We start from the raw sequence: 14,347 nt of genomic DNA on the forward strand, positions 1-14,347 counted from the left end.
GGATGAAATTAAAATTATTATTAGCGATTTCTTTCGTAATGGTTATCCTTTATGGCTGTAATAAAGATGAGGTAAAGGATGTGCCTACAAATGCGCCAGCAGATCAGAATGCTTCACAACAGACTGGTGATACGCCTACAGACCAAGTGACATTCAATTTTTTAGAGTTTTCATTGGATGTTGATTATTCTGCAACGGAGTCATACGAGGTAGAGTATGAAAATAAAAAATCAGGAATCTCAGCGAAGTTACAGGATGATCGACAAAATGTAAAGTTACAAGGTGATGAAGCCTATACAAAACTAGAGCCGTTATTTAAGCAGTTAAATTTTGATTCTACCACTCCAAATGATGAAGTGATTGATCAAGTAATTAAAGTTTTTAATATTGAAGATAACTATCAGTCCATTGAAGTCGAAGTAGAGTTTATGGACGGAAACGAAAAGGAATTTAAACGACTACCTTAAAAATGAGACAAGCCAGCTAAACAAGCGTTAGCTGGCTTTTACATGCATAAACGTTAACGTTCCCAATGTCGATACTTTGAAAGGAGTTGAATAAAAGAAGGTAAGTTATTCGCAACCCCATTTTTATTGGCGATATGCGGTAAAATCGATACATTTTTAGCAAGGCCAATTGTTTTAAAGTGCTGGTAGGCTTCTTCAATAAATTGCTCTGCTTTAATTTGTTGATGGGAATCATGGTAGGAACCAGTTACATAAATTCCATCATAAAGTACGGAAGAAGCAGTGGCAAAAGTTTCATGAATTTCAAAGCCATTTAGTAAGCCCTGTTTTGTACTAATTAATTCTACTACTATATTTTTGCTCAAAAGTGTAGCAATCAGGTCATTTAGGTTTTCCTCCGTATTTTCTGCTACAATCACGGCTACTTTAAAAGTTTTGACACTTTCTACAGCATTCAAGATTTGGCTAACCGCAGGGGAGGTTTGCATAGTATGAGGGACCTCTACTTGTACGGGAGGTACAATACCAATATTATCTGCAATTGCTGTTGCAAGTGTATGGCTGACATGGGCAAACATATCTACAACTTGTTTTCGAATGGCTTTATTTTTTACTTTACCAAGCTCAAAGCTAAAGGCATTGATGATATGTTCCTTTTCAATATCGGTCATACTCAACCAAAATAACCTAGCTTGTGTAAAATGGTCTTTGAAACTTTCACTGCGTGCGCGTACTTTATGACCCTCTACTTTTTCCTCATAATGTGTATAGCCACCTTCTGCCTCAGGGACGGGGTATGGTGTGTTATCAGCTAAGGAATTTTTATGGTAGCTAACTTGCCCAACATTAATCGTTTGTCGACCATAGCCATCTCGCTGATTATTATGGAAAGGACAGATAGGTTTATTAATAGGGAGCTCATGAAAGTTTGGGCCTCCGAGTCTTATTAACTGTGTATCTGTATAAGAAAATAAGCGGCCTTGTAATAAAGGGTCATTTGAGAAGTCAATGCCAGGTACAACATGCCCTACATGAAATGCAGCTTGTTCTGTTTCAGCAAAGAAGTTGTCTACATTTTTATTAAGCGTCATTTTGCCAAGAATACGAACAGGAACCTCTTCCTCGGGCCATATTTTTGTAGCATCGAGAATGTCGAAACTAAATTTAAATTCATCTTCAAGCGGAATAAGCTGCACCCCAAGCTCCCATTCTGGATAATCACCATGTTCGATGGAATCCCATAAATCTCTGCGGTGGAAATCAGGATCTTTACCAGCTATGATCTGTGCCTCATCCCATACTAACGATTTAACACCAAGAACTGGCTTCCAATGAAACTTAACAAAGTGGGATTTTCCTTCGGCATTGATGAAACGATAGGTATTCACACCGAAACCCTCCATCATGCGGTAGCTTCGTGGAATCGATCTATCCGACATATGCCACATAACCATATGGGCAGACTCCTGATTGTTCGCAATAAAATCCCAAAATGTATCATGGGCACTTTGAGCTTGAGGAATTTCGTTATTTGGCTCGGGCTTTACTGCGTGTACGAAATCGGGGAATTTAATAGCGTCTTGTATAAAAAATACCGGAATATTATTCCCGACCAAATCATAGTTACCTTCCTGTGTATAAAATTTTGTAGCGAAGCCACGTGCGTCACGGACAGTATCGGCTGAGCCTCTTGAGCCTGCAACGGTAGAGAAACGAACAAAGACTGGTGTTTTAGTTCCTTTACCATTTAAAAATTGTGCTTTTGTAATGTCACTTGCACATTCATAGGTTTCAAAAATCCCATGTGCTGCCGATCCACGTGCATGCACTACTCTTTCGGGGATACGTTCATGATCAAAGTGCGTCATTTTTTCACGAAAATGAAAATCCTCTAGTAAAGTAGGACCTCGATCACCAGCTTTTAAAGAATGTTCATCCTCTGATATTTTTAGTCCTTGATTGGTTGTGAGTGGTTGGTTTTTATCACTTACTCGGAATGCTTCTAATTGTTGTTGTTTTTGATTGATTTCTTTTTTCATATATAGAATCCTCCTTTATAAGTTACAACTACCTTCTACCCGCAGAGGATGTTCACAAACATTTTCAGCTAATGAGTAACATACGAAACAAAATGATTGCCGATTAAAAATGGATATGTTATTATTATCTCGAATTAAAGATAATTAAATTCGAAATAAGTGAGGGAGTCGTATGAAGGAAGACAATCGTAACTTAAAAGCATTTACGGTCTTGTTCCGAGCATATCAAACGATTCAGGAAGCAACCAAAAGGGATTTACTTCAATTTGACTTAAATCAAACTGAATTTTCGGTCCTTGAATTTCTGTATCATCGTGGCGAGCAGCCCATTCAAGTGATCGGTAAAAGAATATTAATTGCAAGCAGTAGTATTACGTATGTAATTGATAAGCTTGAACAAAAAGGCTATGTATATCGCAAATCATGCCCTAGAGATCGACGTGTCACTTATGTATTGCTTACAAATGAGGGACAGACCCTAATGGAAGAGATTTTCCCTAAGCATGAACAAAAAATAAATGAGATATTTCAAGTATTGGGACCTCAGGAGCTGGATACAATGATTTTGTCCCTAAAAAAGGTTGGCAAAAATGCGAATGAACAGTAAAAAAATTTTAAATAATTATCTCGATTTCGAGATAATGGGAGGAGAATTTTTATGAATCATTTAAAAGGTGTACACCATGTAACAGCTATTACAAGCAGTGCTGAAGAAAATTATAAATTCTTTACCTATGTATTAGGAATGCGCTTAGTGAAGAAAACAGTCAATCAGGATGACATTCAAACATACCATTTATTCTTTGCGGATGATAAAGGGAGTGCTGGTACAGATATGACGTTTTTTGATTTCCCTAACATTCCAAAAGGTGTACATGGTACAAATGAAATTTCAAAGACTTCCTTTCGTGTGCCAACAGATGCTTCTTTAGACTATTGGGAAAAGCGCTTTGACCGATTACATGTAAAACATACAGGGATAAAAGAACAGTTTGGTAAAAAAACACTATCATTTGTAGATTTTGATGATCAGCAGTATCAACTTATTTCTGATGAGCATGATACAGGTATCGCATCAGGTACGCCATGGCAGGATGGACCTATCCCACTTGAATTTGCTATTACAGGTTTAGGGCCAGTATTTGTTCGTGTAGCTGATTTTAATTACTTTAAAGATGTATTAGAAAAAGTAATGCTATTTACAGAGATTGGGGAGGACGGACATTTCCACCTATTTGAAGTTGGCGAGGGTGGCAATGGAGCGCAAGTGATTGTAGAACACAATACTGTGTTACCAGTAGCTCGCCAAGGATTTGGTACGGTTCACCATGCGGCCTTTCGTGTAGAGGATCGTGCAATATTAGATGAATGGACTGCACGTTTTGAAAGCTTTGGTTTCCATACCTCTGGCTATGTAAATCGTCATTTCTTTGAATCCTTATATGCACGTGTAGCGCCACAAATTTTATTTGAGTTAGCAACAGATGGGCCAGGTTTTATGGGAGATGAACCGTACGAAACGTTAGGAGAAAAACTTTCATTACCACCATTCCTAGAACCAAAACGTACACAAATTGAAGGACTTGTTCGCCCTATAGATACTGTAAGAAGTTCCATTACGTTCGATAAAGAATATGAGTAATATTTTTAATTCAGTAGAGAAATTTTTTCTCTACTGAATGGTTACATATTGAATTGGAGGTTTATTGAATGGAATTTTCCAAATTGATTGATAAGCGTCGCTCGGCGAACAATTTTTTAATGGACGTTAAAATGACTGAGGAAGATATACGCCCAATTTTAGAGGATGTCAAACTTGCTCCATCGGCCTTTAACTTACAGCATGCCAATTACATCGTTGTGTTGGATGAGGCTATGAAGGAAAAAGTAAGAGAAGCTGCATATGGTCAATATAAAGTGCATTCGGCTTCTGGGGTCATTCTTGTATTAGGTGATAAAAAAGCGTATAAAAATACGGCAGAACTAAGTCAAGGTATGGTCGATTTAGGGATTATCACAACGTATGAGTTAGAAGAAATAGTTGCTGAGAATACTCACTTTTATGAAGACCGCGGCGAGGAATTTATGAAAGATGAAGCGATTCGAAATGCATCTTTGTCAGCCATGTTATTTATGCTAGCTGCGAAAAATCGTGGCTGGGACACTTGTCCAATGATTGGCTTCGATAATCAAAAAATGCGTGAGCTTTTCAATGTACCAGAAGAGCAAGAAATAGCGCTCATGATTACAATTGGAAAAGAAAAAGAAAGCAGTCGTCGTTTACGTGGTTATCGTAAGCCAGTTGAAGAATTTGCCATTTATTATTAAAGTGGTATAAAATACAATAGTTATTTAAATACTAAGAATTATGTACATTTAGGAGGAAACATCGTGAAAGTAGTAGCCATCGTAGGGAGTATCCGTAAAGAATCTTATAATATGCAATTAGCTCAATTTATTGAAAAACGTTATACAGAGAAATTGGATTTAGAAGTGTTAAGTCTGAAGGATTTACCAATGTACAATCAAGATATCGAAAATGAAGCACCACAAGCAGTTCTTGATTTTAAAGCTAAGGTAAAGGCTGCAGATGCAGTGTTATGGGTAACACCAGAATATAATGGAACTGTTCCAGGTGTCATGGTTAATGCAATTGATTGGTTATCTCGTGTAGATAAAGTAATGATTGGCAAGCCATCTATTATTATGGGTGCATCAATGGGAAATCTAGGTACTGTAAAAGCACAATTACATCTACGTGATATTTTATTCTCACCAGGCATTAACTCACCATTATTAAGCGGCAATGATGTTTATATTGGTGCTGTGCATACAAAATTTGATGCAGAAGGTAATTTGACGGATGAAGGTACAGTGAAATTCTTGGATGTAGTCATCGATAACTTCTTAAACTGGGCAAAAAAATACATTTAATTTAAAAGCTAACCCATGAGTATATACTATACTTATGGGTCTTTTTCTGCTTGGATAGAGATTTTTTCTGCATGAAATCTTCATATTTTGCCGATATACTAGTAAGAAACTCTAAAATGGTGGTTACAGATGAGAAAATTATCACTAAAGCTAGGCATCATCTTTTTCATTACATTATTTTGTATTGAAACATTTATGATGTTTTTTTTACACGCCTCATTGACTAATTCTAGAGTGGAGGAAGAATTAGCAAGTTTGCAAGCGAGAGGAAACTCACATCGCACAATATTAGAACAGAACTTTAATAAGGAAACATTAGCACATGTCGTCTTGATGGAATCGGAAGAATCTACAGATGTAGTAGTGACAGATGCTGAGGGGACCATTTTAGCCTCCTCTCAACTGCATCCTGAAATGAAGAATCTGATAAAGAAATTAGATGGAACTATACCATACGAGGGAAAGATTCTACAAGATAACTGGCAACGGGCAAAAGCTATAGCTACTATTAGTCCTATGCAAAAAGAGCAGACAACGATTGGCTATGTCTTTATGTTTCAAAATACAGACTCGATTCATGCATTAATGAAACGCTTGAATAAACATTTCCTTATCGTGGGCATTGTTTCTGGCTTAGTCACCATTGCAGTCATCATTGTGTTATCTAGAAAGCTTGCCGAACCATTAATTCAGATGAAAGAGGCCACGTTGAAAATGAGTAAAGGGGACTTTACGGTCGCTCTTTCTACAAATGGCAAAGATGAGCTTGGGGATTTATCGAATGCCATTCAGCTACTATCAAATGAGTTAAATCATTTAAGACAGGAGCGCAAAGAGTTTTTATCCAGCATTGCCCATGAGCTTCGTACACCGATAACCTTTATTAAAGGTTATACCGATATTCTTTATAAACGCGATTTATCCGTGCAAGATCGACAAAAATACTTAGCTATTATATTGGAAGAGACGAATAGACTCTCACGATTAATAAAAGATTTATTTGATTTAGCTAAGATGGATGAAAACTCATTTGTTATTGAAAAAAAAAATCTAGATTTACAGGATTTTTTTACTGGTATTAAAGGGAAATTAAGTCCTGCTTTTCAAGAAAAAGATATCCACTTTGATGTGTGCTGTGAAAAGGGATTAACGTTATGGGCAGATGAGGCAAGATTAGAGCAAATAATAATTAATCTATTAAATAACGCATTGACCTATTGCGGACAGGGAGATACTACCACGGTAGATGTAAAGAAGGTCAATGGCGTAATAACGATCATAATTCGAGATACAGGAAGAGGGATTCCCAACAAGGATTTACCGTTTATTTTTGAGCGCTTTTACCGCGTAGAAAAATCTAGAAGTCGTGCATTGGGTGGTTCTGGACTAGGACTTGCCATTGTCAAGGAACTCGTACATGCTCATGGGGGAGAAGTGACGGTTAAAAGTGAACTAAATAAAGGGACCGTTTTTGAATTATCGTTTAAAGGAGTAGGAGCGGATGAAAACCATTTTATGCATAGACGATGAACCAAGAATGTTAGATTTATTGACTCTTTACTTAGAGCCCAGTTTTCAATGTAGAGCAATGTCTTCCATTCAAGATGCGCTCATTTATCTAGAGGAAGAGCATGTGGATTTAGTTCTTTTGGATATTATGATGCCAGAGATGGATGGATTTCAAGTGTGTGAAGAAATCAGGAAGTTTTGGCATGTGCCTATCATCATGCTTACGGCTAAAGGAGAGCATTCAGATATTGTAAAAGGTTTAAACATGGGGGCAGATGATTATATAGTAAAGCCTTTTGATGAGGAAGAGCTATTAGCACGTATACATGCTGTATTAAGGAGAACCAAGATAGAAGACAAGGTGGTTGTCTTTGAGGGGTTATGCTTAGATAAAGAATCCTTTGAATTATATTATCAACAAGAGGCAATCCCATTAACACCAAAAGAATTTTCCATGATGTCCTTATTTCTAGATTATCAAAATAAAGTGTTTTCTAGAGAACATCTTATTAACACAGTTTGGGGTTATCATGTATCCATTGAGGATCGCACTATCGATTCCCATGTCCGTAATTTACGAGAAAAATTAAGGAAAAGTGGATTTCCTGCTGATGATTACTTGCAAACCGTTTGGGGAATCGGCTATAAATGGCAGAAGTTTGCGGATCGCAAGACTTTAGAACATAAAAACTAAAAAACAACCTCTGCCAAATATACTGGGAGAGGTTGTTCAGATTATTGCGCTGTTAACTCATCTTCTGTTACCCATTTATGATTTTTCACTGCTTCACCATTCGTGGTTGAAATGTAATCAATCATATAAACTGTGGTTGGTACAGCTTCTTCAATGCGGACGGTTGCGTTTTTCATGCCTTCCATATGAGTAGCAGTCGTTTTTACCTCTGTACCAGGGGATAGTGGTGCTTCCCCTATATCCATTAATTCTTCATGGATAATCCATTTATGATTCTCTACACGTTTGCCACCTGATGTTGGATCATAAGAAATGATATAGGCTGTAGTTTTATAGGCACCAACAATCGTCGCTTCGGCACCCTTCATACCCTCCATATGCCCATCTGTCATCATAGCGGTACTTCCAACCGGAAATGCTGGATCTTCAGCTTTTCTTAATGTAGCCGGTACTTCTGCTGAGCTAGAATGGTTCATTGTGGAGTGATCCATTTCTGTTTGTTGCTCAGTCTCAGGAGTATTGTCTGAAGTTGATGAAGGCTCCGTTTTATCTTCAGAGCAAGCGGATAAAGTAAGTAAAGCAACTGCTGATAATAGTCCACCTGACCATCTTCGCTTGAATATCATATGAGATCCTCCTTTCTATTTGCCCTTACTGTAACAAACAAATATGCAGAAAAGATGGACATTCATTATTACAAAAAACTTCTTTAGTCTATTGACTAAAGAAGTGGATGGAAGCGTTATTGAATGGGCATGATTTTCAATGATTTTTGTAGTCGGTACGCTAACATACCAGCGAAAATAGCTAAAATAATATCTTTTGGGAGTGGGGAATCATCCAGAGCCATGCTAATCCATAGGAAAAATCCTCTGGCGCACTGGCCCATAGTTTATACGCAATAAACATCCAGTTTGTACCTACTAAGTAATTGATAGCAGTTGCGATGAATGCGGCTAGCATAAAGCTTTTCTTTGTACCACTTCGCTCTACCATTAAACCGGCAACATATGCTGCTAAAATAAAGGTGATAATGAATCCAAATGTAGGGCTTAATAGTTGACTGAACCCTCCACCAAAGTGAGCAAAGACAGGTGCTCCTGCTAATCCAATACACATATAGACAGTGCAGGCAAGCGCTCCCCTCCTACTACCCAAAATAAGTCCAGCTAAAATGGCAAAAAAGGTTTGTAGAGTAATCGGCACTCCTCCCACTGTCATAAAGGGCACAAAGGAAGTTATATTGGCACCGATCATCATGAGGGTGGAAAATAATCCAATATATGCAATATCTACAGTCTTTAATTTTGGATGGCTTTGTTCGGATACTGTTGACATGACTTCACCTCTAATTTCAAAGTATTTATCGTTAGTGTAAAAACGAAAACAAATGTGTTAACTTTATTGTAAGTATAGGTTAACTTAAGCGTGTTGGAAATTACTTGTAGACTAACTATCTATAAAACTGTATGATAGAATCGTCATAATTTTTTAACTTAACATACTATTGGTGTGACATTTTAAACAATGTCGCTTAAAAGGGAAGTCGGTGGAAGTCCGACGCTGTCCCGCAACTGTAACGAGGAGTCCTATCATGTTTATTTGCCACTGTTAAAAATGGGAAGGCTATTTATAGGATGATGAATCGAAGTCAGGAGACCTGCCAATAAGTAATACCTGTAATGCCCACGAGGATGCAAGCAATTACGGACAATAGCTGGATTTTCTGACTTTGTTTATTCGAGGGTATTTTTGTGCGTATTTTTGCATGAAATGCCCTTTTTTTATTGAGTGTCATCTGAAGTAAGATCATCTGACCTACATTATGCGAACGTATATTTAATTGCTTCATTCATCATCTTAGTAGGAGTTTAATGAATGAATAAAAAATTTATGTTATTTTCTTTAGTGCTTCTTTTCGTATTAATTGTATCCATGACATTTGCTGTAATGGTTGGATCTGTTTCGGTGACGCCATTATATGTATGGAAAGTAATTCTTTCGAAATTACCATTTATACAACACACTATAGAGCAAGATTGGAGTCGCTCACAGGAAATTATTATTTGGCAAATAAGAGTACCTCGCGTTATCCTTGCCGCTATTGTAGGAGCGGGTTTAGCCATTGCAGGGGCAGCGATTCAGGCACTTGTACGAAATTCCATTGCGGATCCATATATTTTAGGAATTTCTTCAGGAGCAGCAGTTGGAGCAACTTCAGTAATTATTTTAGGTGCTTTTTCATTTTTAGGTATCTACGCACTTTCTGTATCAGCCTTTATAGGGTCTTTGCTCGCAATTGGTTTAGTGTTTTTCTTATCGCGCGTAGGTGGCCGTGTCTCGATTTTTCGCTTGCTATTGGCAGGGATGGCAGTTTCCTTTATATTAACGGCCATTTCTAATTTTATATTAATGATGTCAAAGCAAGAGGGTGCTTTAAAGGCTGTTATGTTTTGGATGTTAGGCAGCTTAGCGGGAGCAAAATGGAATAATATTATTATTCCAGCCTCCATCTTTTTCATTGTGTTTGGGCTTTTATGGCTATTCTATCGAAATTTAAATTTGCTATTACTTGGGGAAGAGGCAGCAGTAACATTAGGGGTGAATCTTCAACGATTTCGCATACAGCTCATTTTACTTGTCTCACTTTTAACGGGGGTACTTGTAGCAGTGAGCGGTTCTATCGGATTTGTGGGATTAATTATTCCGCATATAGTACGATTAATTGTCGGTTCTAACTATAAATATGTAATACCGGTCAGTGCTTTATTCGGAGGGATTTTCTTAGTTTGGGCAGATGCATTAGCTCGAATTATTATTGCTCCACAGGAAATGCCAATTGGTATTATTACAGCCTTTTGTGGGGGACCGTTTTTCATTTGGTTACTCCGTCGTAATAATTATTCTTTCGGTGAAGGAGATTAACTTCCATGACATTAGAAGCAAAACAAGTATCATTCTCCATTTACGATCAGCGAATACTTCATGAGGTAAGTGTAAAAATAAAGGAAAAGCAATTTGTCGGGTTAATTGGCCCCAATGGTAGTGGGAAGTCGACATTGCTTAAAAATATGTATCGTCTCCTAAAGCCTGAAAGTGGGACAGTCTTGTTAAATGAACAAGATATTTTAAAGCAATCTAGTAAATCCATTGCTAAAAATTTAGCCGTTGTTAGTCAAGAAACACCCGTATTATTTGACTTTACTGTTCATGATTTAGTCAGTATGGGAAGGACTCCACATAAAAAGCTATTAGAGCTTGATCAGGAGCAAGATTTTCAAATTGTAAAAGATGCTTTGAAGCAAACGGGCATATTGCACCTAGCGAAACGAAGCTTTAGCTCACTTTCCGGTGGGGAGAAGAAGCGTGTTATGGTGGCAAGAGCACTCGCTCAGCAAGCACAGATACTTATATTAGATGAACCAACAAATCATTTAGATATTCAACATCAACTTCAACTGATGGATTTAATTCAAACTTTGCATCTAACAGTAGTAGCCGCTCTCCATGACTTGAATATCGCCGCCATGTACTGTGACCAAATTTATGTTTTACAGCGCGGACGCATTGTTTGCCATGGTACACCAGAAGAAGTACTTACACCATCATTGTTGCGAGAAGTATTTGGAGTATTTGCTGATATTCAAACACATTCACTGACGGGTAGGCCGTATCTTACATACGTCCCTGAACAATTTGCAAGAGGGGGCAACCTTATTTAGTTTGCCACGATCATTCAACACCATCTAATAAAAAAGGGCGCCATTTCATCTAAGAGGGCGCCCTTTGTCATCTACTATTAAGATACCGCTTTTAAACCTGCAACTCCAATGATAATTGCAATGATGCTGATGATTCGTGCAAGGTTTTTAGATTCCCCAAAGAACATAATATTGACCAGCACGGCACCTACAGTTCCAATACCAACCCAAACAACATAGGCGATGCTTAGTTGTAAATAGCTGAAGGAGGCATATAAAAGTGCAAAAGATAAACCAAAGCCTCCGACGTATAATAATAAATTTCGTACGGTTTTATGTTGACTATAAAAGCGTAATCCAATGACACCGACTATTTCCGCCACTGCTGCTAATATAACGAATATCCAGCCCATTATGCATCCACTCCTTTTGTCGTACTAGGACCCTTCGATGGATTATCCGCCAATTTTAGGCCAATAACGCCCAATACTAAAATAACCATGAATATCCCTTTAATCGCATTAAAATCACCATTGAAAATAAAAATATCCATTAATGTCGTACCGATTGCACCTGCTCCAGCGAAAATTGCGTAGACAGTACCTGTAGGGAGTTTTTCACAAGCCTTCGATAAGAAGTGAAAATCAACAGCGATAATAGATACAATAATGATCCAATGCCACCATGCATTTGCTACATTAAAACCGAATATCCAAAACAATTCAAATAAACTTGTTAGTCCAACATACATCCATTCTTTTTGCATAAATAAATTCCTTCCGTAGTAGAATATTATGACTGACATTCAGTCATTTTTTAGATAAAAGAGAACGCCACTTATGCGTGACGTAGGCCAAGTGCATGATATAAAAAGTCTAGAAGCTCAAGCTTAAGCTGCTGCATGGTTTCATCCTTGCTATCGTCAAACAAATAAATTTGTTCGGCAGCAGATTCGATTAGACCAATGATAAGCTTGGCTGATCGCGATGGATTAATGGAATCTCGAATGACTCCTTGTTGCTGAGCCGTTAATAAAAAATTACTCATCCAAGCATAGTAGGGAGAATAGATATTTTCCCACTCTTTCAAATGCTCAGTTTGTGCAATACCCGCATAAATAAGTGCAACGATATCCCCATATTCTTTCGTAATTAAGAAAATCATCTCCACCACTTCTTCAAGCTGCTGTTCAAAGGGCTTATGATCTGAAACACCTTCTTCGACAGTAGCCATAATGCGCTCTACCATATTTTTGGCAATAGCAGGCATAACCGAAAGACGCGATGGGAAATAAAGATAAAATGTTCCTTGTGCAATACCAGCTGCCTTTACGATATCTGAAACCTTTGTTTTTTCAATACCTTTTTCTCGAAATACTTCAAGGGCTGCTTGAATAATCTTTTCTTCCTTTGACATGATATCCCTCACTTTTGCCTTACTTATTAGTATGTTACAGGAGAGAAAAATGAATGTCAATAAAAAATGACTGATAGTCAGTCATTTCCGGCAAGTATAGTTGTTTTAATTTCAGGGAACTTTATGTTTGAAAGGATTGATGACAATGGATAACATTAAATTTGCACAATTAGATTCGCAGCAACTTGCGAAAATTAATGAACTGGAGAAAAAAATGGGTGTCACATTAGTTGCCTACGATTCATCATCTATGCCACCAAATAACTCTGGGGTTTTTGAGGAAAATAATAGCACAACCAATAATCATCCATCATAATAAATGTGAAATGCCTTGCAGTCATGTAAGGTATTTTCATTTTAAGTAGCGTTTAAGGAGTGAATGAACATGAAAGAGTTCTATGCTGATTTACATATTCATATTGGCCGCACAGCTAAAGGACGTGCTGTGAAAATTACTGGTAGTAAAACGTTGACATTAGCGCGCATATTAGAGACTGCTAGTGCAAGAAAAGGTCTGGACATCATTGGTATTATTGATTGTCATTCACCTGAGGTTATAGAGGAAATGAAAGAGATGATTGACCAAGGTGAACTCGTTGAACTGGCAGAGGGTGGACTGCGCTTTCAAGAAACGACACTGATTCCAGGTTCAGAAATAGAAATCTATGATCAACATTGCCATGGTCCCATTCATGTGCTTGCTTATTTTCCTACATTATTGCTCATGGAGCAATTTTCAAATTGGATGTCTCAGCATATGAAAAATATTCATTTAAGCTCACAACGAATTTACTGTGATGGAAGAACATTGCAACAAAAAGTTCATGAGTTGGGAGGGCTATTTATTCCTGCTCATGTATTTACCCCCTTTAAAAGTTTATATGGCAAAGGTGTCCATCACAGTCTAACCGAAGTCTTTGATCCCCAGCTAATAGATGCAATTGAATTAGGGTTAAGCTCAGACACAAATATGGTACGTCATATTAAAGAGCTTCAAGCATATCCATTCGTTAGTAATTCTGACGCACATTCTCTTGGGAAACTCGCACGAGAGTATCAAAAATTACGCTTAGCAGACGCAAATTTTGTAGAATTACAAATGGCTCTTCGTGAACAACAGGGACGAGTAATCATCGCCAATTATGGCTTGAATCCATTACTTGGTAAATATCATCAAACAGTTTGTGGTAAGTGCGGAGAACAACTTAGTAACGAAGCTATAATTTGCTCGAACTGTGGAAGTACGCAAATCATAAAGGGTGTTGCTTCACGTATACAGGAATTATCAGAGGATTTTTCCCACGAAAAAAATAGACCACCGTATATCCATCAAGTACCGCTCGATTTTATTCCTGGTATTGGTCCAAAAATGATGGAACGATTATTGCATGCTTTTGGAACAGAGATGAATATTTTACATCGAGTAACCATTGAACAGCTTGAACAAATTGTGCCACAAAAAATGGCCAAATTAATAGATGCTGCGAGAACAGGTCATTTAAATATTGAAGTTGGTGGTGGTGGAATTTATGGGAAGGTCCATATTGAGTAGCAAAAATGATTTAAAAAGATTATTGGTTTTTTAAC

General features: G+C 37.6%; 16 protein-coding genes, 1 pseudogene and 1 riboswitch. Of the genes and pseudogenes, 11 read left to right on the forward strand and 6 right to left on the reverse strand.

All coding sequences use genetic code 11. From position 1 onward, the window contains the following. Positions 1–2 precede the first annotated feature (2 nt). A complete protein-coding gene (locus PI85_RS20285) occupies positions 3–467 on the forward strand; it encodes a YusW family protein (protein ID WP_008176953.1) in 465 nt (154 codons plus the stop codon). Between the two features lie 53 nt (positions 468–520). Here the strand turns inward: PI85_RS20285 and PI85_RS20290 are convergent, their stop codons facing one another. Beyond that, positions 521–2,506: a catalase gene (locus PI85_RS20290; protein ID WP_036120902.1), complete on the reverse strand. Its 1,986-nt coding sequence runs from the start codon at positions 2,504–2,506 to the stop codon at positions 521–523. Between the two features lie 172 nt (positions 2,507–2,678). Between PI85_RS20290 and PI85_RS20295 the strand changes: the two genes are divergently transcribed. From PI85_RS20295 to PI85_RS20320, 6 genes are all read left to right on the forward strand, one after another. Next, on the forward strand, positions 2,679–3,113 hold the full coding sequence (locus tag PI85_RS20295) for a MarR family winged helix-turn-helix transcriptional regulator (protein ID WP_008176948.1): 435 nt from the start codon (positions 2,679–2,681) through the stop codon (positions 3,111–3,113). 51 nt (positions 3,114–3,164) lie between these two features. Continuing rightward, complete coding sequence (locus PI85_RS20300; RefSeq protein WP_036120898.1) at positions 3,165–4,148, forward strand: ring-cleaving dioxygenase; 984 nt, start codon at positions 3,165–3,167, stop codon at positions 4,146–4,148. Between the two features lie 68 nt (positions 4,149–4,216). Beyond that, positions 4,217–4,834, forward strand: coding sequence for a nitroreductase family protein (locus PI85_RS20305; protein WP_036120895.1), 618 nt, complete (start codon positions 4,217–4,219; stop codon positions 4,832–4,834). A gap of 63 nt (positions 4,835–4,897) precedes the next feature. Next, positions 4,898–5,440: an NADPH-dependent FMN reductase gene (locus PI85_RS20310; RefSeq protein ID WP_025117582.1), complete on the forward strand. Its 543-nt coding sequence runs from the start codon at positions 4,898–4,900 to the stop codon at positions 5,438–5,440. A 129-nt stretch (positions 5,441–5,569) separates the two neighbouring features. Next, positions 5,570–6,970: an ATP-binding protein gene (locus PI85_RS20315; protein WP_036120891.1), complete on the forward strand. Its 1,401-nt coding sequence runs from the start codon at positions 5,570–5,572 to the stop codon at positions 6,968–6,970. Then, the gene (locus PI85_RS20320) at positions 6,942–7,643 is read left to right on the forward strand and encodes a response regulator transcription factor (RefSeq protein WP_036120888.1); all 702 of its coding nucleotides are present in this window, start codon (positions 6,942–6,944) and stop codon (positions 7,641–7,643) included. Before PI85_RS20315 ends, PI85_RS20320 begins: the two co-directional genes overlap by 29 nt. A 41-nt stretch (positions 7,644–7,684) precedes the next feature. On the opposite strand, the gene PI85_RS20325 is transcribed toward PI85_RS20320, so the two are convergent. Both PI85_RS20325 and PI85_RS20330 read right to left on the reverse strand, forming a co-directional pair. Then, a complete protein-coding gene (locus PI85_RS20325; RefSeq protein WP_036120885.1) occupies positions 7,685–8,269 on the reverse strand; it encodes a YdhK family protein in 585 nt (194 codons plus the stop codon). A 116-nt stretch (positions 8,270–8,385) separates the two neighbouring features. Then, a pseudogene (locus PI85_RS20330) lies at positions 8,386–8,981 on the reverse strand (biotin transporter BioY). 153 nt (positions 8,982–9,134) lie between these two features. After that, a riboswitch (cobalamin riboswitch) is annotated at positions 9,135–9,326 on the forward strand. A gap of 195 nt (positions 9,327–9,521) precedes the next feature. Between PI85_RS20330 and PI85_RS20335 the strand changes: the two are divergent. Next, a complete protein-coding gene (locus PI85_RS20335; RefSeq protein ID WP_036120883.1) occupies positions 9,522–10,568 on the forward strand; it encodes an iron ABC transporter permease in 1,047 nt (348 codons plus the stop codon). Positions 10,569–10,573: 5 nt separating this feature from the next. Next, the gene (locus PI85_RS20340; protein ID WP_036120881.1) at positions 10,574–11,365 is read left to right on the forward strand and encodes an ABC transporter ATP-binding protein; all 792 of its coding nucleotides are present in this window, start codon (positions 10,574–10,576) and stop codon (positions 11,363–11,365) included. Between the two features lie 77 nt (positions 11,366–11,442). Here PI85_RS20340 and PI85_RS20345 read toward each other — a convergent pair whose 3' ends face one another. The 3 genes from PI85_RS20345 to PI85_RS20355 all read right to left on the reverse strand — a co-directional run bounded on the left by PI85_RS20345 (position 11,443) and on the right by PI85_RS20355 (position 12,763). Further along, positions 11,443–11,757: a multidrug efflux SMR transporter gene (locus PI85_RS20345; protein WP_036120879.1), complete on the reverse strand. Its 315-nt coding sequence runs from the start codon at positions 11,755–11,757 to the stop codon at positions 11,443–11,445. After that, positions 11,757–12,110, reverse strand: a complete 354-nt coding sequence (locus PI85_RS20350; protein WP_036120877.1) for a multidrug efflux SMR transporter — start codon at positions 12,108–12,110, stop codon at positions 11,757–11,759. The genes PI85_RS20345 and PI85_RS20350 overlap by 1 nt, the downstream gene beginning before the upstream one ends. Positions 12,111–12,181: 71 nt before the next feature. Continuing rightward, positions 12,182–12,763 (reverse strand): TetR family transcriptional regulator, encoded by a 582-nt coding sequence (locus PI85_RS20355; RefSeq protein ID WP_036127390.1) that lies wholly within the window; start codon positions 12,761–12,763, stop codon positions 12,182–12,184. Between the two features lie 142 nt (positions 12,764–12,905). Here PI85_RS20355 and PI85_RS20360 point away from each other — a divergent pair, with 142 nt between their 5' ends. Both PI85_RS20360 and PI85_RS20365 read left to right on the forward strand, forming a co-directional pair. Next, a complete protein-coding gene (locus tag PI85_RS20360; protein WP_200878310.1) occupies positions 12,906–13,076 on the forward strand; it encodes a hypothetical protein in 171 nt (56 codons plus the stop codon). Positions 13,077–13,145: 69 nt separating this feature from the next. Then, positions 13,146–14,312 carry an endonuclease Q family protein gene (locus PI85_RS20365; RefSeq protein ID WP_036120872.1) on the forward strand — a complete coding sequence of 389 codons (1,167 nt, stop codon included), beginning with the start codon at positions 13,146–13,148 and terminating at the stop codon, positions 14,310–14,312. Positions 14,313–14,347 lie beyond the last annotated feature (35 nt).

It is taken from the genome of Lysinibacillus sp. A1 (assembly GCF_000801965.1).
Lineage (GTDB): Bacteria > Bacillota > Bacilli > Bacillales_A > Planococcaceae > Lysinibacillus > Lysinibacillus fusiformis.